A 22,348-nucleotide genomic window follows, 5' to 3' on the forward strand; every position below is an offset into this window, starting at 1 on the left:
CACATTCTTCTATCTATAAGTATAAACGATTCCGTAAAAAACAAAACAGTATATTATACTCAATTATTTCCTTTTTATTCATAAAAAAAGAGGAGAAATGTTACATTTTCACCATGAACCTTCTCTGGCGGTCATTTGCTCTTTCGTATAAATAATACGCATTGGATTTCCACCTACGAAAGCACCGCTCGGTACATCTCTATGAACAAGTGTGCCAGCTGAGACAGTCGCACCGTCTCCAATTTTCACACCTGGTAATATTGTTACATTCGCTCCAATCATCACTTCATTTCCAATGACGATTTCTCCAAGTCGATATTCACGAATTAAATATTCATGTGCTAAAAGCGTTGTGTTATAGCCAATAATCGAATTCTCTCCCACAGTTATCTTTTCTGGGAACATAATATCCGGCATTACCATAAGCGCAAATGATGTTTTCTTTCCTACTTTCATCCGTAAAAAAGTGCGGTACAACCAATTCTTCACAGATAAACATGGCGTGTAACGTGCAATTTGGATAATAATAAAGTTTTTCATTACCTTCCAAAAAGACACTGTTTTATACACATTCCATAATGAATTTTCTCCTGAAACAGGATAGCGCGTTGTCCGTCGCACTTAGCTCGCTCCTCTACTAACTTACTTGGACCTTTATGAACGGTTCATATTAGACAAAATCGGTAGCAAATCACTCATTTTATCTAGCATAAAGTCCGGCTTGTAAGCCTCTAAATACGCTCTACCTTTCAACGTCCATGAAACCGCAGCTGTTTTCGTCCCCGCATTTTGACCACCGACAATATCATGATGATTATCCCCAACCATCAATGCTTCTTCTGGTTTTGCATCTAATAATTCAAGCGCTTTTTGAAGTGGCTCTGGATGTGGTTTCACATGCTCTACATCATCAATTGTCACGACAACATCAAAAAATTCATCAAGCTTTGACAACTGTAATCCCATCTCAACGGTTTGTCTCGCTTTCGTTGTAACAATACCAACTTTATAACCTTGCTTCTTCAACTCTCGAACTGTTTCATATACAGTTTCATATTCTTCTACTAATTCATCATGATGATCATGGTTAAATTCGCGATAACTTGTAATCATCTCTTCAACCTTACTTTCATCAATCTTACTGAAAGTATCATGCAAAGATGGACCGATAAATGGCAATACATCTTCACGCTTATATTGATTTGGATAATATGTATTTAAAGTATGTAAAAAAGAAGAAATAATAAGTTCGTTTGTATTAATTAAAGTTCCATCTAAATCAAATAAAACTGTATTTATTCTCATCGCCTTAGTCCTTTCGCCTTCCTGAATATGAAAGAAGCAGCATCTTATAATAAGATGCTACTTGTCTCTAATTTTCTAAATATCTTTTATCAGCTTGCCCCAGTTTTCGTCTCACAATAATGAAAATAATAGAAATAACAACAAGTCCAATTGACATTACTTGTGCAATACGAAGTGGTCCTAGCATTAAACTATCTGTACGTAAGCCTTCTACGAAGAAGCGTCCTACTGAATACCAAATTAAATATGTGAAGAATAATTCCCCGCGACGTAAATTCACTTTTCTTAATGCAAGTAGTAAAATTACGCCTGCAAAATTCCATAATGATTCATATAAAAACGTCGGATGATAGTACACACCCTCAATATACATTTGATTAATAATAAAATCCGGTAAATGAAGACCTTCTAAAAACTGTCTCGTTACTTCATCACCATGCGCCTCTTGGTTCATAAAGTTTCCCCATCGGCCAATTGCTTGTCCTAGTAAAATACTTGGTGCAGCAATATCAGCCAACTTCCAGAAAGAAAGTCCGCGTCGTTTCGCAAAAAGAACACCTGTAATAACAGCCCCGATTAAACCACCATGAATCGCCAAACCACCTTGACGAATATTAATAATTTGACTCGGATTTTGTGCGTAATATTCCCATTCAAAAATAACATAGTACATTCTCGCAAAAAGAATAGCGATCGGTACTGCAATTAATACAAGGTCAACAAATGTATCTTTTGGAATACCTAGCCTTTCTCCCTCGCGAGTTGCCAGCCAAAGACCTAATAGCACACCTGTACCGATAATAATCCCGTACCAATACACAGGAAACGGCCCAAGTTGGATAGCTACACGGTCAAGCTGTGGTACAGAAGCTAACAGCATATGTATATGACCTCCCTCTCCAAAGTTTACTCCTGATTTCCTAACTCAATTGCACTCATTAATCGTTCAGAGAACTGCTGTGCTGCATTGACTCCCATACGTTTTAAACGGAAGTTCATCGCTGCTACTTCAATAATAACAGCCAAGTTTCGACCAGGACGAACTGGAAGTGTAATCTTCGTAAGCTCTGTATCAATAATTTTCATCTTCTCTTCATCAAGACCTAAGCGATCGTAATTTTTCTTTTGATCCCAAATTTCAAGATTAATAACAAGTGTAATACGCTTATAATTTCGTACTGCCCCTGCACCGAATAACGTCATAACGTTAATAATACCTAGACCACGAATTTCTAATAAATGCTCGATTAAATCTGGTGAGCTTCCGACTAACATGTCTTCATCTTCTTGACGAATTTCTACACTATCATCCGCAACAAGACGGTGACCACGCTTTACAAGCTCAAGAGCTGTCTCACTTTTACCAACACCACTTTGACCTGTAATTAAAACACCAACACCGTAAATATCTACTAACACACCATGAACAGCAGTTGTTGGTGCTAACTTACCTTCTAAATAGTTTGTTAAACGACTTGATAATCTAGTTGTCGTTTGAGAAGAACGTAATAAAGGCATACCTGATTCACGTGATGCTTGTAATAACTCATCTGGTACATCTTGATTACGAGTTACAATAATACATGGCGTCTCCTCAGTACAAAGCGCTTTCATTCTCTCTTGTTTTTGCTCTGACGTTAACGTGTCAAAGAACGTAAGCTCCGTCTTTCCAAGAAGCTGCACACGATCTGCTGGATAATATGTAAAAAATCCTGCCATTTCAATTCCAGGTCGTGATAAATCACTTGTATCAATCGGACGATGAATGCCTTCTTCACCACTGATTAACTCCAATTGAAATTGTTCAATTAAATCTTTTGTCCTTACTTTCGGCATATGTATAAACCTCCACTCCGCTGCGGGTTCAGTCTCGTTTGATGTAAAATTCCATTCTATCGGATATTGTACCATTTTTTTCTGGAAACAAGAAATACGGTTTCTAATAAATAGAAAAAAACATTTCATACGAATAATGAAATGTTTTTCTTTTTGTCACTTTCTCTTTTTTTCATATAGAGGTTCAACAATTGCCTTTTCAATTATCATATTAAAAATTGAAATACAAATTGCCGCAACAATCGCTACACCAAATCCTGATATATTAAAAGCATCTCCTAATAATGAATCTGCTATTTTTAACGTAATCGCATTAATAACAATTAAGAAGAAGCCGAAAGTTACAACAGTAATTGGTAGCGTAATTAAAATTAAAAATGGCTTTACGAACACATTTAAAACCGCCAATATAATACTCGCAATAATTGCAGTTTGTATATTTGCTACGTAAAATGCATCTGGTGCAATCCCTTTTAAAAGTCCCGATACAGCGATTAACACAACGCTATTTACAAGAAGTGATACAATCCATCTCATTTCGTTACACATCCTTTTAAACATATATATTTCATCATACGCTAATAGATAATAAACGCAAGTATGATACAAACACTTATATCAACTTATTCTATCTTTCATGCTTGTATACCTACTAACACTTCCTCGCAAAATAAGGACCACACCACCTATGTTCATGAGTTTTTACAAAGGTCCAAGTGAAATCTTTATCTACGATATAGATTTCACCTTTATACGCATCGTCTGTCTCACACAATATATCATCCATATGTAACAAACTCGCATCCTTTATTAACAGTACCTCATCACAGTGTTGATAGAAAATGTAGCAATCCTTTTTCACTTCATTATGAAACGCGTTTTCCGCTTCTTTACCCTCTAAACACTTCTTTTTCTCATAACTAAATATGTGCCATAGATAACCACATGCATACCTATCTCCATAAAGAAAAATATCTTCTTTTTCTTTATCACTTAAATGATTTGCAAAGTGATCCTCCCAGCGCTTTCGAAAATATACACCCCAACTTTGAAACTCTCTTACCTTCATATGTTTCTTCCTTAACACCTCTAAAAACTCCATCTTCTCCCCCTATACAATAAAAACCGAGCGTCATTTCCACTCGGTTTTCATCAATAAACTTATTGCGATAACTCTACTTCTTTTATTTTCTCTTTCATTCTTGCTTTATCACGATTTAAAATCTCTTTTAAATACTTACCTGTGTATGAGCGTTCTTCTTTCACTACTTGCTCTGGCGTTCCGGAAGCAACGATTTGTCCACCTTTATCTCCGCCCTCTGGTCCAAGGTCAACGATATAATCAGCTGTTTTAATTACATCTAAATTATGTTCAATTACAAGTACCGTCTCACCGCTCTCAACCAGACGTTGCAGCACTTCTAGAAGACGTGCAATATCATGCGCATGCAAACCAGTCGTTGGCTCATCTAAAATGTATAACGTACGACCTGTAGAACGACGGTGTAATTCAGAAGCTAATTTCACACGCTGTGCTTCCCCACCAGATAATGTTGTTGCTGGTTGACCTAATTTCATATAACCAAGCCCAACATCTACAAGCGTTTGAAGTTTACGCTTAATTTTAGGAATATTGGCGAAGAATTCTACTCCATCTTCAATTGTCATCCCTAACACTTCAGAAATATTCTTATCTTTATATTTCACTTCTAACGTTTCACGATTATATCGTTTACCATGACAAACTTCACACGGAACATACACATCTGGTAGGAAATGCATTTCGATTTTAATAATTCCATCACCACGGCACGCTTCACAACGGCCACCTTTTACATTAAAGCTGAAACGTCCTTTTTGATATCCGCGCACTTTCGCTTCATTCGTTTGTGCAAACACATCACGAATATCATCGAATACACCTGTGTACGTCGCTGGATTAGAACGTGGTGTACGACCAATTGGTGATTGATCAATATCAATTACCTTATCTAAATGTTCAAGACCTTTAATCTCTTTATGAGTACCTGGCTTCGCTTTCGCTTTATATAACTTTTGAGCTAGCGATTTATATAGTACTTCATTAATCATCGTACTTTTACCAGAACCAGATACCCCTGTTACCGCTACAAACGTACCGAGTGGGAATGACATTTTCGCATTCTTTAAGTTATTCTCTTTTGCGCCGACAATCTCTACTTTACGTCCATCACCTTTACGTCTTTCAAGTGGAACTGGAATAAACTCTTTACCACTTAAATACTTCCCTGTTAATGAATTCTCATCTTGCATAACTTCAGCCGGCGTCCCCGCTGAAACGACCTGTCCACCGTGAATACCTGCACCAGGCCCTATATCAAGTAAATAGTCAGCAGCCATCATCGTATCTTCATCATGTTCAACAACGATTAACGTATTACCTAAATCGCGCATTTCTTGCAATGTACGAATAAGACGATCGTTATCACGCTGGTGTAAACCAATTGAAGGCTCATCAAGAATATAAAGTACGCCAGTTAGACGAGAACCAATTTGCGTCGCTAAACGAATACGCTGCGCCTCACCACCTGATAAAGTTCCTGCGGCACGACTTAACGTTAAATAATCTAAACCAACGTTCACTAAGAACCCAACGCGCTCCTGAATTTCTCTTAAAATTAAATGAGCTATTTTTTGTTGCTTCTCCGTTAGCTCTACATTCGAGAAGAATTCTTGTACTTCTTGAACTGAATACTTCGTTACGTCAGCAATCGTTTTATTGCCAACAAATACAGCTAAACTCTCAGGCTTTAAGCGTCCACCTTTACACTTTGGACAAGCTTGTTCTGCCATATACTTTTCCATTTGCTCACGAATGTAATCGGAACTCGTTTCACGATAACGACGTTCAATGTTTGGAATAACACCTTCAAATAAAATCTCATTTTCCTTTACTTGACCAAATTCATTTACATAGCGGAAATAAACTTTCTCTTCCCCGCTTCCGTACAACACTTTATCAAATAAATCTTTCGGTATATTTTTTACAGGCACATCCATATCAACGCCGTAATGATTACATACAGATTGTAAAAGTTGTGGGTAATATTGTGAACTTGTTGGTTCCCAAGGCGCAATCGCATGTTCATTTAATGATAAATCCCAGTTAGGAATAACAAGCTCTAAATCTACCTCTAGCTTTGAACCAAGTCCATCACAAGAAGGACATGCTCCGAACGGACTATTGAATGAGAACATACGCGGCTCTAATTCTCCAATTGAAAAACCACAATGCGGACAAGCGTGATGTTCGCTAAACAGAAGTTCCTCTTCTCCCATAACATCGATTAACACTCGTCCCCCGCCAAGCTTTAATGCACTTTCAAGTGAATCAGCAAGACGGCTTGCGATTCCTTCTTTTACAACAATACGGTCAATTACAACTTCAATGGAATGCTTCTTGTTTTTATCTAACGCAATATCTTCAGATACATCAAGCATTTCACCGTCAACGCGAACACGAACATATCCTTGCTTCTTAATATCTTCAAGTACTTTTACATGCGCACCTTTACGCCCAGAAACGATAGGCGCTAACACTTGTAATTTCGTACGTTCAGGATATTCAAGAACGCGGTCTACCATCTGCTCTACTGTTTGTGACGTAATTTCAATGCCATGATTCGGACAAATTGGCGTACCAATTCGTGCAAATAATAAACGTAAGTAATCATAAATCTCCGTTACCGTTCCGACAGTTGAACGTGGGTTACGACTCGTCGTTTTTTGATCGATTGAAATTGCTGGTGACAATCCTTCAATCGTGTCCACATCCGGCTTATCCATTTGTCCTAAAAACTGGCGCGCATACGCAGATAACGATTCTACGTATCTGCGCTGCCCTTCTGCATAAATCGTATCAAATGCTAATGATGATTTCCCCGAACCAGACAATCCCGTTACAACGACAAGCTGATTTCTCGGAATGGTTACATCAATATTTTTTAAGTTATGTGCTCTAGCACCTTTTACAACGATAAAATCCTTGCTCTTACTCACTTTTTTCACCCTTCCGCTTTTAATTCTAATAGTAAATCTCTTAGTTCAGCTGCACGCTCGAAGTCTAACGCTTTTGCTGCTTCTTTCATCTCTGCTTCCATCTTCGCAATTGTCTTTTCGCGCTCTTTTTTCGTCATTTTCTTAGCAGGAGTTGCTTCGTATGTTTCTGTCTCTTCAGCAGCTGTCGTTGCACGGATAACATCACGAACGCCTTTTTGAATCGTTTTCGGCGTAATACCATGCTCTTCATTGTAAGCTTCTTGTATACTACGACGACGCTTCGTTTCTTCAATCGCAATTCCCATAGATTTCGTTATACGATCTGCATACATAATAACGCGGCCGTTTTCATTACGCGCGGCACGACCGATTGTTTGAATTAATGAACGTTCTGAACGCAAGAACCCTTCCTTATCAGCATCTAAAATAGCTACAAGTGATACTTCCGGAATATCTAATCCTTCTCGCAATAAGTTAATGCCGACAAGTACATCAAATTTACCGAGGCGAAGATCGCGGATAATTTCAATACGTTCTAACGTTTTAATTTCAGAGTGAAGATAGTTAACTTTAATTCCTACATCTTTTAAGTAATCCGTTAAATCCTCTGACATTTTCTTCGTTAAAGTCGTAATTAATACACGTTCATTTTTTGCAATACGATCTTGAATCTCTCCTAATAAATCGTCAATTTGCCCTTCAATTGGTCGTATATCAATTGGTGGATCTAAAAGCCCTGTTGGACGAATAATTTGTTCTATTACTTCTGGCGACTGCTCTAACTCATACGGTCCTGGCGTTGCTGAAACATAAATAACTTGATTCGTTTTCTCTTCAAACTCATCGAATGTGAGCGGTCTATTATCTAAAGCTGACGGCAGACGGAATCCATGATCCACAAGCACTTGCTTACGCGCTTGGTCCCCGTTATACATCGCTCTTACTTGCGGTACTGATACGTGCGATTCATCCATAACGATTAAGAAATCTTTCGGGAAATAGTCTAATAGCGTATACGGCGTTGCCCCCGCTGGACGAAGTGTTAAATGACGGGAGTAGTTTTCAATACCTGAACAAAATCCCATCTCGCGCATCATTTCTAAATCATAACGTGTACGCTGTTCTATACGCTGCGCTTCTAACAACTTGCCGTTTTCATTTAATTCCTTTAAACGCTCTTCTAATTCTTTTTCGATATTTTCAATAGCGACCTTCATCTTTTCTTCACGTGTAACGAAGTGAGATGCTGGGAAGATTGCTACATGCTCACGTTCTGCTAATACTTCACCTGTTAACGCATTTACTTCACGAATACGATCTATTTCATCACCGAAAAATTCGATTCGAATACAATGCTCATCAAGTGATGCCGGGAAGATTTCAACTACATCTCCTCGCACACGGAATGTACCACGCTTGAAATCAATATCATTACGTCCATACTGTACATCAACAAGTTCACGAAGCAATTGATTACGGTCTTTTTCCATACCAACTCGAAGCGAAACAACTAGCTCGCGGTATTCTTCTGGAGAACCTAAGCCATATATACAAGAAACACTCGCAACAATAATTACATCGTCCCGTTCAAATAATGCAGACGTTGCCGAGTGACGCAATTTATCAATTTCATCATTAATCTGCGCATCTTTTTCAATAAACGTATCTGTTTGTGGTACATACGCTTCTGGCTGATAATAATCGTAGTAACTAACAAAATATTCAACTGCATTATTCGGGAAAAAGTCTTTCAACTCACTATATAACTGCCCTGCTAACGTTTTATTATGAGCCATAACAAGTGTTGGCTTTTGCACTTCTTTAATGACATTTGAAATCGTAAATGTCTTACCCGTTCCTGTTGCTCCAAGCAACACTTGCTTTTTCTTTCCACTATTAATTCCCTCTACAAGCTTCTCTATAGCTACCGGCTGATCACCTTGCGGGGAATACGCTGAGACAATTTCAAATTGACGTTCCAAGAAAATCCGACCTCCTCATAAAAATCTGTATTATTATTTTACCACGAATACCTATAAAAAACCTAAAAAAACGAACAGATATTCGGTAAAGTTTTCGACAATATACACATAGAAAAAGGAAGGAGTAAATACTTCCTTCCTCTACTAACTCTATTTTTTTGATACATATAATAAGTCATATCCATTGCGTCCATCTTCATTCGTACAATCTGTTAACCGATAAGTACTTTCTGATTCGCGCTGCTCTTTAACAATACTTTTATAACTATCTTTATGTAATCCTTTATGGTCACCAGCAAACTTGTCTTGTCTACTATCTAACACATAAAGGATATCTTTCCCACTATGCTCTAACGTTTGAAAAACCGGGTCACCTTCATCGGTATACTGTACAATTCTTATTTTATCAACTTCCCCTTGATCAACGTTCATAACGAACTGTTCGAATTTATCTAGATTGGAAGTTCCTACTCCCTTTACAATGACATCATTCTTCTTATCAATTGTAGTGCTAGATGGTGAACATGCTACTAAACTAAAGAGAAATAGACATATACAGCTGATTCTTTTTTCTATTGTCATCCTCTCCTATAAAAATTATTTGTATACCAGAAAAGCTACTTTCAACTATGAAAGTAGCTTTTCTTTTCCTTTCTCCTTCTTCGGAAAAATCACATATGAAAATGAAATTGCTGTATCAACTAAAAATACAATCGCCCACACTTGGCTCACGCGACTTGCAGCTTTATTTAAAACGATTCCCGATTCTAACCAATTACCCCATTGTTCAAATGGAATAAATCCATACGCGAAGAAAAAGAATATGTGCACACCAACGAATAAAACAAGATGTAATACCCAATTTTTTATTTCCTGCTTTGCATAGGCCATGCCTATTAATTCTACCTGTTCTTCAATAATAGGCGCCGGTTCATTACGCCATTTCGCAACTGATTTTTGTGCAAATATATCAAGCTTCTTCAAATCCTTTTTCCCGTAGAAAACTGCATACAATAAAATAATTACAGTAATAATTTGAAAGTTAGAGAACTTTCCTGTTTGATAATAGTCCACTACTCCTAAAGTTAAAATAAACACTTCATTTACGAGGAGTACAATTCCCATAATAAAACTCGCCTTTTTCAAACGGAATCCGTAGCGAAGTAAAAAGAAACCGATAGCTGATAACCAAAATACAATTTCTGCCCCAATTAAAAAATACCAACGATATTCTGCGAGTATGCTCATTTATCCTTCTCCCTTTCATCATAAATACGAAAAGCCTCATCCATATACACTAAAAGTTCTTCTTCAATTGGATACATGCTCATTTTCTGTGAATCTTCCTTCGATTTTCTAACTTCCCATAACTTATCTAAAAACGCTTCATCACCATTGGCCATTTCTAAACACTTCTGCATTAATCTCTTCATTGCCCCTTGTACCTCATCACTAGCAGCTTCTTTACCGTCTTTCATAAAAGTGCGTAATTGCTTTAATAAATCTACCCATTCTAAAACATTCGGATCTTCCTTACTCATGTTTGGTAAATTATGAAGCAATTTTTGTTCTTCCTTTGAAAATACTTCATTTTGAAATATTTCACGTATACGAGGAGACTGCTTCGAAAGCTGAATCAGTTCAAACATAACTTTCCAATCGAGTTCTCCCTCCACATCTACCGAATAAACAACTGCTTGTAAAACACTCTCCATTCGATTAAATTTCTTTTGTTCTTCCTGTACAAACCGAAGTTGTTTTTCAAGCGAATTTTTTAAATCCAGCTCACCTTTTACTAACATATTCGCAGTTTCTTTTAATGAAAATCCCATTTCTTTTAAAAATAAAATTTGTTGCAAACGAATAACGTCATTTTCACTATATAACCGATGTCCACCCTCTGTTTTTCCGCTCGGCTTTAATAAATCTATTTGATCATAATAACGTAGTGTACGTACTGTAACCCCTGTTTCTCTCGTCAATTCTTGTATTGAAATCACTACCATCACCTCTTCCCTTTCATTATAAAAGATGACGTTACGTAACTTTCAAGCTTTTTGTAAAAAAAATACAAAAAGCTGTTTATACAAAATGTATAAACAGCTTTTATGGAAATAACCCCTTTTGTATGGCGCGCCCACAAAATAAAATAAGTGCTCCAACAACAACACTCGTTGCCGTTTTATGATAATGGGCTAATAATAATAAATAATACGATAAACCTACAGTACCAATCATAATACAAATACTCGGCACTGGATTACGAGAAAAGTTTTGCATTCCCCAAAGAAGCGAAAATATAGCTGTAGCGACACATAACACCGGTAATCCCATCCCAGTTCCCCTTTTTCTATCTATTATTCCTTGTTGCTAACACGCTCGTTGATGCGATACTAATTAATAAATCAAAACCAATCCTTATATATTTAAACGTTTACTCTAATTGAAATCTCTCAAGCTTATCATTTATTTTCTTTCTCCTTACTCCAGCGTAAATATTTCCTCCACCTTCACTCCAAAATATTTGGCAATTTTTAAAGATAACTCTAGACTCGGATTGTAATGATGATTTTCAATCGCCACTATCGTCTGCCGCGTCACCTGCATCACCTTTGCCATTTCAACTTGTGTTATATGATTTTGCTTTCTTAACTCTTTTATTTTATTTTTCACACCCATAGGATCCACCTTCAAAAGTAAAGATATCTTTACTTAAATTATAAATATTTTCCAGTTATAAGTAAAGATATCTTTACAAATTTTAGAAAAATGTTTCATTGAACATCTACTCTAACAAAGTACAAGAGTAATTCAATTTATATCAGCGATTTTCTAAATATATCAGTGCAACTTGAAATATATCAGCGATTTCCCAAATATATCAGCGCAACTCCATTTATATCGGCGATTTTCCAAATATATCGACATCCGTAGCGCTACTATAATCATAAGAAAAAGCTGTCCCCAAATACCTTCGGGAACAGCTTTCTCCTCTACTACATAAATCCTAACGCATATACAAGAACGTATCCAAGAACCGATAAGCAAACCGAGCCAATCAGCCCCGCCACAAATGCTTTACTTCCTAATTTACGGAACGTTTTAAACTCTACATTTAAACCGAGCCCTGCCATCGCCATTGCGATAAGCATGTAAGCAAGAACAACAATGTATCCCGCAACAACTTCTGGAATAATCCCGAGCGAATGCACTGCACTCATCGCTAAGAACCCGAAAATGAACCATGGTATTGGAAGTTCGCGCCATGATCTTTTTCCCTCGCTACCTTCACTCTTACCAAACCATAATCCGATTAAAATCGCTACTGGTACAAGCATTGCAACGCGCGTTAGTTTCACGATAACTGCGATATCTACAGCCGTGCTTCCTCCTGGCGCCGCAGCCGCAATTACGTGAGCAATTTCATGCAGTGTCGCCCCTGAGAACACTCCATATCCGTATGGAGATAGGCCAAGCACTGGATATAATAACGTATAAATAAGCGTAAATATTGTACCTAAAATTGCAATGATCGCCGCTCCAACTGCTGTTTCGTCATCTTTTGCTTTCACTTGCGGTGCAATTGCCACAACCGCGGCCGCGCCGCAAATTGCCGTACCGCATGCTGTTAAAATCCCAAGTTTCTTTTCTACTTTAAATACTTTCGTTAGTCCGTATACAACAAAAATAGTAAATGTAATAACAACCGCCGCGATGACCAATACTTTCGGCCCCGCCTTCGCAATATCAACAAGATTTAATCGCATTCCAAGTAAGATGATCCCAAAGCGCAGTAACTTCTTGCTCGCAAAGTTCGTTCCTGCAATCGCATCATGAGGAACTCCAATTGCAGCGCGCCAAACCATCCCAATTAGAATAGCAATTACTAATTGTCCCATAATATTTAAAAATGGAAGCTCTGCTAAATATTTCGCGGCAATTGCGATTAATAATGTAATCCCAATTCCTTGCGAAAATCCAAAGCCCTTCTTCTTTTGTATAACAAGTGTTTGTTCCACCTTGTACCACCCCAATAATCGTATTGGAACATGCATGTTCTTTCTACTTACATTATAAGAGAGTTTCTATAATAAGTTTAATACCAATACCAAATCTCTATCATCAGAAATACTTATGATAAGATGAAAGAAAAACGAAAGGAGCTTTGCAAATGAACGTAGACATTTTAAAAATTTTTGTTACTGTCGTTGAACAGAAACACTTCTCTCGTGCAGCGGAATTATTAAATCTTTCACAGCCTGGCGTAAGTATGCATATACGCAACTTAGAAAACGAATTTGGAACTACACTCATTCAGCGATCTCCGAAACATGTCCAAGTCACGGAAGCTGGAAATATATTATATATTCATGCAAAGCAAATGCTCTCTCTTTACGAAGATGCTAAGCAAGAAATTAATGAACTACATAACGTTGTAACAGGAACACTTCGCATCGGTGCTAGTTTTACAATTGGCGAATACTTACTTCCAAAAATACTCGCTAACTATGCGAATGAAAATCCACGCGTCGAAGTGCATACCTTTATCTCAAATACAGAAGAAGTTTTGCAAAGTCTTCGCTCTAATCAAATTGATATCGGCTTAGTGGAAGGGCAAGTCGTATACGCTGATGTTAACGTTGAAACATTTATGCAAGATGAAATGAAGCTCGTCGTTCCGCCAAATCATCCACTACTCCGCACAAAGGAAATAAATGAAAGCACACTCCAAGATCAAGTATGGGTACTAAGAGAAAGTGGTTCTGGTACACGCGCTTATAGTGACCGCTTTATTCATCAACACCATTTAAAAATGAAACGATTCTTTACATTCAGTAGTATCCAAAGTGTAAAGGAAGCTGTTAGTGCCGGTCTTGGCATCGCTATACTTTCTGATTGGACTGTACGGAAAGAGCTACTAGCAAAAGAACTATTCCACGTCGAAGTTCCAAATGAACAACTAATCCGTCCGTTTTCCATCGTACGCGGTAAATATTTCATTCCATCTAAAGCCATTCAAGTGTTCTTAAATCATGTAGATTCTTTTGCGAAAAAACAGAGTTGACCCTCACATTAGTGTGAAGGTTTACAATACATGTAGAAGGAGTGAAACGCATTGCGAATTGGAGAATTATCAAAAGAAACTGGCGTTAGTGAAAGATCACTAAGACATTACGAAGAAAAGGGCTTACTCCCTTCTAAGCGCCTCGCAAATGGTTACCGTGATTTTGATGAAAGTGCCATCGAAAAAGTGGAGCTTATTCAAATGTACTTACAAATTGGCTTAAATTTAGAAGAGACGGCAAGGATGCTGCGCTGCCTTGAAATTGAACCGCACCTGTACGACAATCCGTGTAGCAGTATCCTTACGCTTTACGAAGATAAACTCAATGAAGTAACAAAGCAAATCACATTACTTTCCAACATCCAAGCGAATTTGCAAAAACACGTTTCACTCCTAAAACAAGCAAAAGAAAAGGAATGATTACATGTTTGTTATACATGGCAGTTCAAGACAAAACGGAAATACAGAAGCTTTAACACATATGATGATAGAGGACATTGAAACAGAACAAATTTATTTGCGTGATCATACCGTCTATCCTATTACAGACCAACGTCATGATGCAGAAGGATTCCAATCCGTAAATGATGACTATGAGCAGTTAACCAAACGCATGCTAGAGCACGACACGATTATCTTTGCTACACCATTATATTGGTACGGAATGAGTGGACATATGAAAAACTTTGTTGATCGCTGGTCACAAAGCTTGCGCGATACATCTCTTCATTTCAAAGAAAAAATGAAAGGCAAAAAAATGTATGTTGTCATCGTTGGCGGGGATAATCCAAAGCTAAAAGCATTACCGCTTATTGCTCAATTCCAATATATCTTTGATTTTGTTGGTTCTTCATTTGAAGGTTATGTTATTGGAGATGCGAATGGACTGGATGAAATTAAAAACGATGCTGAGGCGCTGGCAAAAGCACAATTGTATAATAATAAATTCAAAAATAGCGAACAGAAATAAGTTTGACAAACCCTTTTGTATGCGCATACAATAAAAGTAATATTATGAAAGGAAGGTACTTTGACCAATGAAGTTCTAATTCTCTTATTTATTTCATCCATCACAAATAGTGAACAAAAATGATGAAAACTAGCAGGGGATTAGTCTGTCCATTTGTCGATACTTTCTTTCGAAACGATTATGTAAAAAATCGTTTATTTATGTACGATTTTTTACATACAAGGGCGACGTTTATCCTCTCTAGTGAAACTAGGGAGGTTTTTTTATGACTATTTTATTCGCACGTAATATTGAAAAGAGCTTTGGTGATCGCACACTATTTACATTACCATCACTGGAAATTCAAGCACAGGATCGCATAGGAATTGTCGGAGTCAACGGAGCTGGTAAATCTACGTTATTGCAAATATTAAGTAAAGAAATAGAAGCTGACAGAGGCATAGTAACTCATCATAGTTCTATCGCCATCATTCCTCAGCTCAGCGAAGAACTACCGGAAACCGCTTCTTCTCTCGCAAAAGGAAAATGGAGTATTTCAAACGTTACCGACGCAATGAGCGGCGGTGAACGAATGCGACTAAAGATTGCGCATGCTCTCGAACAAAATGCAGGCATTTTATTCGCTGATGAACCAACAAGCCACTTAGATATGGTCGGTACAGAGCAATTAGAAAAGGCACTTTCATCTTATAAAGGGGCACTTGTTTTAATATCGCATGACCGTGAATTTCTAGATAATATATGTACCAAAATTATTGAAATTGAAGACGGTATTATTCAAGAGTACAAAGGTAATTATTCAAACTATCGAAAACAAAAAGAACGTGAACGAATACAAAAACAAGCAGAATATGAGCAATATATACAAGAAAAAAATCGTTTAGAACAGTCCATTCTACAAAGAAAGCAACGTGCTTCTAACATGAAAAAAATCCCAACACGGTTCAGTTCATCTGAATCTAGACTTTATAGGTTAAGTGGGGCTCATGGCCAAGAACAGGTTAGTAAAGCAGCGAAAGCATTAGAGACACGTCTCGAAAAACTAGAAAAGAAGGAAAAGCCAAAGGATCTTTCTCAAGCTCAATTTGACGTGCAATACCATACACCCATTCATAGTAAGGTGGCAGTACAATTCAATAAAGCAACAAAGAAAATAGGCGACCGTATACTATTTAAAAATATGAATGGAACTATTGCCCCTGGTGCAAAGCTTGCCGTTTTAGGGGCAAATGGAAGCGGCAAAACCACTTTGTTCAACATGCTTCTCACAAACGAGCGTGGCATGCAGCTATCGAAAAGTTGTAAAATTGGATACTTCGAACAAACATTATCTATTTTAAAAACAGATAAAACCATTTTAGAAAATGTTCTAGAAGAAACAAACTATACAGAAGCATTCGTTCGCACAATACTTGCACGACTTCTATTCCGCCGTGAGGATGTTCATAAACCTGTGCACGTTCTAAGCGGGGGTGAACGAATGAAGGTTGCACTCGCAAAAGTATTTTTAGGAAACTATAATATGCTTCTGCTAGATGAACCGACAAACTATTTAGACTTAGCAACGCAAGAAGAATTAGAAACCATGTTACAAGAATATCCTGGCACAATACTTTTCATTAGCCATGACCGTGCCTTTATTCGCTCTGTTGCAGACCATATTCTACAAGTAGATGAGAGTGAACCTAGAGTATTCCACGGTAATTACGAGCAATACACAAAAAGAACCACCGGAGATTCTGTAAACGTTACTGAGCAAGAGTTGTTACGATTACAAACAAAATTAACAGAAGTCATCGGCCGAATTTCCATACCAAATCATCACAATGATATCTCATCTCTCGAACAAGAATACGAAACATTATTAGTTAAAATCCGGAAATGTAAAGAAGCACTCTAATGTCTTCCCTATATATCGACGGGACCTTCCGCATTTCCCAAGAAATATTGAATCTTCGACATAGAATACAAAAAGCCGTGCATCAGCACGGCTTCTCACTTTAGATACGGACAGCAGTCCCGCTCACAGCAACCATTAGCATCCCTTCGCGAACTACTTCGTAATCCACGTCGATACCAACGATGGCATTCGCATTTTTTTGTCTTGCAAGAGTTTTCATCTCTTCCATTGCGATGTCACGTGCTTCTTTCAATTTGCTTTCATAAGCGCCTGAGCGACCACCGACAACATCACGGACAGAAGCGAAAAGATCACGAACGATATTTGCACCCATAATCGCTTCTCCATTCACGATATCGACATAATCAATAATCTCTTTCCCTTGAATTGTAGAAGTTGTTGTTACAATCATACTTTATAGCCTCCCATATGAGATTTTTACCTACTTATGGTGCACTAATTCAGTACAAATTATATTTACGAACTAAACTGAGCTTCGTATAACCTACTGTATCCTCCGCCTTGCTCAATTAATTCATTATGTGAACCTTGTTCTGCAATACCATCTTTATTTACAACGACGATGCGATCTGCATTTTTAATCGTTGCAAGTCTGTGAGCGATAACTAATGTTGTACGGCCAACAGATAGCTCCGCAAGCGATTTTTGAATCGCAAGTTCCGTCTCTGTATCTAATGCAGAAGTTGCTTCATCCAATATTAAAATTGGAGGGTTTTTCAAGAACATACGAGCAATCGCTAGACGCTGCTTTTGTCCACCTGAAAGTTTCACGCCGCGCTCACCGATAACAGTATCTAAACCGTCAGGCTGTGAGTAAATTAAATCTTCTAATTGCGCACGTTTTACTGCCTGCCAAATTTCAGCTTCTGATGCTTTTAAATTTCCGTAAGCGATATTTTCACGAATTGTTCCTGAGAATAAGAACACATCTTGCTGCACAATTCCAATTTGCTTACGAAGTGAAGATAATGTCATATCTTTCGTATCAATTCCATCAATTTGAATCGATCCAGATGATTGCTCGTAAAAACGTGGTAATAGGCTACATAACGTCGTTTTCCCAGCTCCTGATGGTCCAACGAACGCAACTGTTTCACCTGCATGTATTTTCAAACTAATGTCATTTAAAATCGGTTCTTTGTTTTCATATCCAAACGTAATGTTGTTATATTGAATATCACCGTGTACATGCTTCACTTCCATTGCATCTTTAGAGTCTACAATGTCAGGCTCTGTTTCAAGAAGCTCTACATATCTTTTAAAACCGGCGATTCCTTTCGGATAGCTTTCGATTACCGCGTTAATTTTTTCAATTGGGCGGAAGAAAATATTCGTTAATAGAACGAATCCGATAAATCCACCGTACGTTAATTCTCCTTGCAGAACAAACCATGTACCGCATATTAAGACGAAGAGCGTTACGAGACGCATGAGCATATAACTAATCGACGAATTTAACGCCATAATTTTATACGCCATTAATTTCGTTGTACGGAAACGAGCGTTGTTCACAGCAAATTGCTCTTTCTCAAACTTTTCATTTCCGAATGCTTGTACAACGCGAATACCACCAACGTTGTTCTCAATACATGCATTGAAATCAGCAACATCTGAGAATAAACGTCTAAATGTACCTGTCATTTTTTTATTGAAGTACAGCGCTAACCATAATAGGAATGGAATGACGAAGAACGTTAATAACGCTAACTTCCAGTTGATCATCATCATAAATGAGAATGCCCCAACTAAAGTCATTACGGCGATAAATAAATCTTCTGGTCCATGGTGAGCAATTTCCCCAATTTCCATTAAATCGTTTGTAAGGCGTGAAATTAAATGACCTGTTTTATTATTATCAAAAAATCTGAATGATAGCTTTTGAATATGATCAAATAATTTCTGCCTCATATCTGTTTCAATGTTAACACCAAGCATATGTCCCCAATATGTAACGACATATTGTAAGCCTGCATTTAACATATAAACTGCGAGTAAACCGAAACAAGCCCATAAAATAAGCGTCCAGTTTTGCCCTGGCAATAACTTATCAATAAATTGATTTACGATAAGCGGGAAGCCGAGTTCTAATAATCCTGCGACAACCGCACAAGAAAAGTCGAGTATAAATAAACCTTTATACGGTTTATAGTACGAGAAAAATTTACGCAGCATATTTTACCTCCATTTTCCAAAATTAAAAAGACTCCCTAAATGATAACCATTATCAAATAATTATTCAAGTTATCCGTCTATGAAACTGAAAATAAGCTTTGCGATAGTTGTCGTTTTTTGCTGGAAAGTCGATATATTCGAATAATCGCCGATATATTTCGAGTTGCGCTGATATATTTGCAAAATCGCCGATATATTTCAAGTTGCGCTGATATATTCGGAAAATCGCCGATATAAATTTCATTTACTAACTACTCTCCCATTTCCCATCCCCCAAAAACAAAAAAGGTACCACCACAAGGTGATACCATTCCTTCTATTACATCGCTTCCGAATCCCACTCATGCTCCTGTTCAACGAATACAATACCTAATTCGTGATGTCCACCAGCATATAATGCAGTTTGTGCAAGACGAAGCTCACCATTTGTATCTAATACTTCTAATTTACAAAATGCTCCTGTCGTCTTCGTTTGAAGCGCATCATAAAATTCCTCGGCGCTTTTTGGAATGACTCCATTTACTTTCGTAATAATTTCTCCAGGCAGTAATTTCAGCTCTGCTCCAATTGTATTTGGAATTGTATCTAGTACAACGAGCCCATCATTGCGTGCAGCAAAATACGCTGGTCTTGTTTCATCGGCAATTTTTTCTTGCATCGAAATTGTGAAACGCCCAAGCATAGCGACTCCCATCGCGATAATTGCAAGTACGTGCCACCAGTAACTTGCGATTCCTAAAACGAGCACAAGTCCTGCTAACCCATAAACACGTCTTCCTGTAAATAATAAAGCTTCCGTCGGCTCATAACTTTTAATATTTCTCATAAATCCAATTAAAAATGGAACGAGGAATAGAGAATATGTATTTGAACCTATTGAAACGACAGGCCACCATGAAATAAACTGCGTTACCGCATCACCCGGTACAAGAATAAAAATAGGAACGATCCATAAACGCTTTGATTCGTGTAAACCAATCTTTAATCCACGCTTCCCCTGCCTAATCCTCGGCGTCGAATATCCTACTGCATTTTTAGAAATCAATAAGCCTTCTACAATAAGCATAACGCCTAGTAAAATAACAAGGGATACAATGGTACTCTCTTCACCTTCTCGAAGCTGTAAAAAGGAAACTGGTAGCTTAGAAGATAATAGAACACATACGATCGCAATGCTAAATGTATAAGCCGCCGATAAACATCGATACATAGCCGTTAATCCAAATAGTAACGTCCAAATTAAAATGGCCCATAAGCTTGCTTTAGAAACAACAAGTCCAAGCCCAATCGTAATAATAGATACTACTAATCCGTATCCAATCCCTGCAAATAGAGAGGTTCGCAGTTCAAACCAAATATCATAAACTTTAAAAGAAAAATCTTTTCGTTCTCTTAACATACGTAAGTATCCAACGAAGATACTACTTATTACAAATATATAGACAGCAGGGTGTAAGAAAAAACGTCCAACTGCCCGCATTATTTCAAAAATCCATGCCTCCATGAACCCATTCACCACCATTTATATCATTCTTTCTTTTTATATTATCATAACTAAACAAACGTTTGTTTAACACAAAAAAATACAGGCAGCAAACTGCCTGTATTTCTTCTTATTTTGCCATTAATTTTAATGCTGACTGTAATTGTAGATCATTTTCTCCAGAACGGATTTTTTCGATAATTTTAGTTTGAATCGCTTCAGCTGTCTTTTTATCAAGCTGTCCTGTCGCTTCCATTTCATTTGCATTTTGGAATGCTTTCAGAGCCGATTCTGTCTCTTTACTAAAGTATCCATCTTCACGACCTGGTACATAACCTAAGCTCTTAAGCATTTCCTGAGCATGTTTTACTTGTACATCATTTGAATTGTATGAAAGTGTTTTTTCAATTTGAATTGGTGTCGAATGATAATAATTTGGTTGCTTCACTTCTACTGTTGGCGCGATTCCTTTTTTATGAATCCAGTTCCCATCCGGTGTTAACCATTTAAACATCGTTAATTTAATGTTGCTGCCGTCTTTAAATGGAACAGCTTGCTGGACAGTACCTTTACCAAATGTCTTTTCACCAATTAAATCGTATCCTTCTCCTTCTTTTAACGCACCTGCTAAAATCTCTGAAGCAGAAGCACTTCCATTATCAATTAATACTGAAATTGGATATGGTTTTCTCTCTTTCAGTTCCGTAGAGAATTTCTTCTTCTCACCATTTCGCTGCTCTACTTGTAGCATCGGCTTTTTATTCGTCATAATTTCCCCTAGTATATCTTCTACACTATTTAAGTAGCCACCAGGATTACCACGCACGTCAATAACTAAGCCTTTTATATTTTTCTTCTCTAACTCTTTTAACTGATCCTTAAATTCTTTCGCTGTATTTTCAGCAAAAGACGTGATTTGCATATAACCGATATCTTTTCCGCTCTCTTGCTTCACAGAACTAAACACTGTAAAGATCGGAATCTTTTCACGCTTAATTTTAAATACAATCGGATCAGTTACTCCCGCACGTTTAATTTCAATTGCGACAGTCGTTCCCTTTTTACCACGAATTTTTAATACTGCTTCTTCACGTGATAAGTCTTTCACACTGTTTCCATCTACAGATAAAATTTGGTCATTCGGTTTAATTCCTATCTTTTCTGCTGGTGAACCTTTAATTGGCGATACGATAATAAGCTTACCGTCCGTCTTGTTCACCTCAGCCCCAATCCCCTCTAATTCGGGATCAAGCGATTCACTAAACTGTTTGGCTGTTTCTTTATCCATATACGTGGAATAAGGGTCCTTCAGCGTAGACAACATACCTTGTATTGCACCTTCAACTAACTTTTCATCTTTCACGTCTTCCACATAACGTGAATCAATTAGTGCATACGCCTCATTAATTTTTGCCAAATTCCCTTGCGCAGTGCTAGCATTCCCACTCGAAATTGTTTGCGTTACTTCTAATGGGTTAACCCCAAATACAGACATGCCTGCAAACATTCCGCCAGCACCAATTAAAAATGCAACAACCATTCCAATAATTGCAACTCTACGTTTCAATGCGGAATT

22 protein-coding genes are annotated in these 22,348 nt (G+C 37.5%); 4 read left to right on the forward strand and 18 right to left on the reverse strand.

The window, feature by feature from the left end; all coding sequences use genetic code 11:
* Positions 1–108: 108 nt before the first annotated feature.
* The 14 genes from C3Y97_RS25975 to C3Y97_RS26040 form a co-directional block, all read right to left on the reverse strand.
* Positions 109–621, reverse strand: coding sequence for an acyltransferase (locus tag C3Y97_RS25975; RefSeq protein ID WP_001255055.1), 513 nt, complete (start codon positions 619–621; stop codon positions 109–111).
* Positions 622–654: 33 nt separating this feature from the next.
* Positions 655–1,305, reverse strand: a complete 651-nt coding sequence (gene ppaX / locus C3Y97_RS25980) for a pyrophosphatase PpaX (RefSeq protein ID WP_001222403.1) — start codon at positions 1,303–1,305, stop codon at positions 655–657.
* Between the two features lie 67 nt (positions 1,306–1,372).
* On the reverse strand, positions 1,373–2,185 hold the full coding sequence (lgt, locus tag C3Y97_RS25985) for a prolipoprotein diacylglyceryl transferase (RefSeq protein WP_086692168.1): 813 nt from the start codon (positions 2,183–2,185) through the stop codon (positions 1,373–1,375).
* A 26-nt stretch (positions 2,186–2,211) separates the two neighbouring features.
* Positions 2,212–3,141 (reverse strand): HPr(Ser) kinase/phosphatase, encoded by a 930-nt coding sequence (hprK, locus tag C3Y97_RS25990; protein ID WP_001127250.1) that lies wholly within the window; start codon positions 3,139–3,141, stop codon positions 2,212–2,214.
* A gap of 156 nt (positions 3,142–3,297) precedes the next feature.
* Positions 3,298–3,678, reverse strand: a complete 381-nt coding sequence (locus tag C3Y97_RS25995) for a phage holin family protein (protein ID WP_001267308.1) — start codon at positions 3,676–3,678, stop codon at positions 3,298–3,300.
* Positions 3,679–3,793: 115 nt separating this feature from the next.
* Positions 3,794–4,243 carry a DUF4275 family protein gene (locus C3Y97_RS26000; protein ID WP_000394739.1) on the reverse strand — a complete coding sequence of 150 codons (450 nt, stop codon included), beginning with the start codon at positions 4,241–4,243 and terminating at the stop codon, positions 3,794–3,796.
* Between the two features lie 59 nt (positions 4,244–4,302).
* Positions 4,303–7,179, reverse strand: coding sequence for an excinuclease ABC subunit UvrA (uvrA, locus tag C3Y97_RS26005; protein ID WP_000045572.1), 2,877 nt, complete (start codon positions 7,177–7,179; stop codon positions 4,303–4,305).
* A 5-nt stretch (positions 7,180–7,184) separates the two neighbouring features.
* Positions 7,185–9,161: an excinuclease ABC subunit B gene (gene uvrB, locus C3Y97_RS26010; protein WP_000441063.1), complete on the reverse strand. Its 1,977-nt coding sequence runs from the start codon at positions 9,159–9,161 to the stop codon at positions 7,185–7,187.
* A 150-nt stretch (positions 9,162–9,311) separates the two neighbouring features.
* Positions 9,312–9,743, reverse strand: coding sequence for a DUF4362 domain-containing protein (locus C3Y97_RS26015; RefSeq protein ID WP_000151274.1), 432 nt, complete (start codon positions 9,741–9,743; stop codon positions 9,312–9,314).
* A gap of 45 nt (positions 9,744–9,788) precedes the next feature.
* Positions 9,789–10,409: a hypothetical protein gene (locus tag C3Y97_RS26020; RefSeq protein WP_000025210.1), complete on the reverse strand. Its 621-nt coding sequence runs from the start codon at positions 10,407–10,409 to the stop codon at positions 9,789–9,791.
* Complete coding sequence (locus C3Y97_RS26025; RefSeq protein ID WP_000260344.1) at positions 10,406–11,167, reverse strand: MerR family transcriptional regulator; 762 nt, start codon at positions 11,165–11,167, stop codon at positions 10,406–10,408. The genes C3Y97_RS26020 and C3Y97_RS26025 overlap by 4 nt, the downstream gene beginning before the upstream one ends.
* Positions 11,168–11,267: 100 nt before the next feature.
* Positions 11,268–11,495: a hypothetical protein gene (locus C3Y97_RS26030; RefSeq protein WP_000524139.1), complete on the reverse strand. Its 228-nt coding sequence runs from the start codon at positions 11,493–11,495 to the stop codon at positions 11,268–11,270.
* Between the two features lie 147 nt (positions 11,496–11,642).
* Entirely contained in the window at positions 11,643–11,840 is a 198-nt protein-coding gene (locus C3Y97_RS26035; protein ID WP_000538370.1) for a helix-turn-helix transcriptional regulator, read from the reverse strand.
* Between the two features lie 317 nt (positions 11,841–12,157).
* On the reverse strand, positions 12,158–13,180 hold the full coding sequence (locus C3Y97_RS26040; RefSeq protein ID WP_000438415.1) for a YeiH family protein: 1,023 nt from the start codon (positions 13,178–13,180) through the stop codon (positions 12,158–12,160).
* A 152-nt stretch (positions 13,181–13,332) separates the two neighbouring features.
* Here C3Y97_RS26040 and C3Y97_RS26045 point away from each other — a divergent pair, with 152 nt between their 5' ends.
* The 4 genes from C3Y97_RS26045 (at position 13,333) to abc-f (ending at position 17,096) form a co-directional block, all read left to right on the forward strand.
* A complete protein-coding gene (locus C3Y97_RS26045) occupies positions 13,333–14,226 on the forward strand; it encodes a LysR family transcriptional regulator (protein ID WP_001100009.1) in 894 nt (297 codons plus the stop codon).
* 51 nt (positions 14,227–14,277) lie between these two features.
* Positions 14,278–14,646 carry a MerR family transcriptional regulator gene (locus C3Y97_RS26050; RefSeq protein WP_001219204.1) on the forward strand — a complete coding sequence of 123 codons (369 nt, stop codon included), beginning with the start codon at positions 14,278–14,280 and terminating at the stop codon, positions 14,644–14,646.
* 4 nt (positions 14,647–14,650) lie between these two features.
* Positions 14,651–15,196 carry a flavodoxin family protein gene (locus C3Y97_RS26055; protein ID WP_000497611.1) on the forward strand — a complete coding sequence of 182 codons (546 nt, stop codon included), beginning with the start codon at positions 14,651–14,653 and terminating at the stop codon, positions 15,194–15,196.
* A gap of 265 nt (positions 15,197–15,461) precedes the next feature.
* Entirely contained in the window at positions 15,462–17,096 is a 1,635-nt protein-coding gene (gene abc-f, locus C3Y97_RS26060) for a ribosomal protection-like ABC-F family protein (protein ID WP_000153761.1), read from the forward strand.
* Positions 17,097–17,196: 100 nt separating this feature from the next.
* Here the strand turns inward: abc-f and C3Y97_RS26065 are convergent, their stop codons facing one another.
* The 4 genes from C3Y97_RS26065 to C3Y97_RS26080 form a co-directional block, all read right to left on the reverse strand.
* Positions 17,197–17,508, reverse strand: coding sequence for a YbjQ family protein (locus C3Y97_RS26065; protein WP_000637521.1), 312 nt, complete (start codon positions 17,506–17,508; stop codon positions 17,197–17,199).
* Between the two features lie 65 nt (positions 17,509–17,573).
* Positions 17,574–19,289, reverse strand: coding sequence for an ABC transporter ATP-binding protein (locus tag C3Y97_RS26070; protein WP_000944620.1), 1,716 nt, complete (start codon positions 19,287–19,289; stop codon positions 17,574–17,576).
* A 319-nt stretch (positions 19,290–19,608) separates the two neighbouring features.
* Positions 19,609–20,793, reverse strand: coding sequence for a PDZ domain-containing protein (locus C3Y97_RS26075; protein ID WP_000388603.1), 1,185 nt, complete (start codon positions 20,791–20,793; stop codon positions 19,609–19,611).
* Positions 20,794–20,902: 109 nt separating this feature from the next.
* A complete protein-coding gene (locus C3Y97_RS26080) occupies positions 20,903–22,339 on the reverse strand; it encodes a S41 family peptidase (protein WP_440046615.1) in 1,437 nt (478 codons plus the stop codon).
* Positions 22,340–22,348 lie beyond the last annotated feature (9 nt).

Origin of the sequence: Bacillus sp. DU-106, assembly GCF_004799705.1 — a bacterium.
GTDB classification, from domain to species: domain Bacteria; phylum Bacillota; class Bacilli; order Bacillales; family Bacillaceae_G; genus Bacillus_A; species Bacillus_A cereus.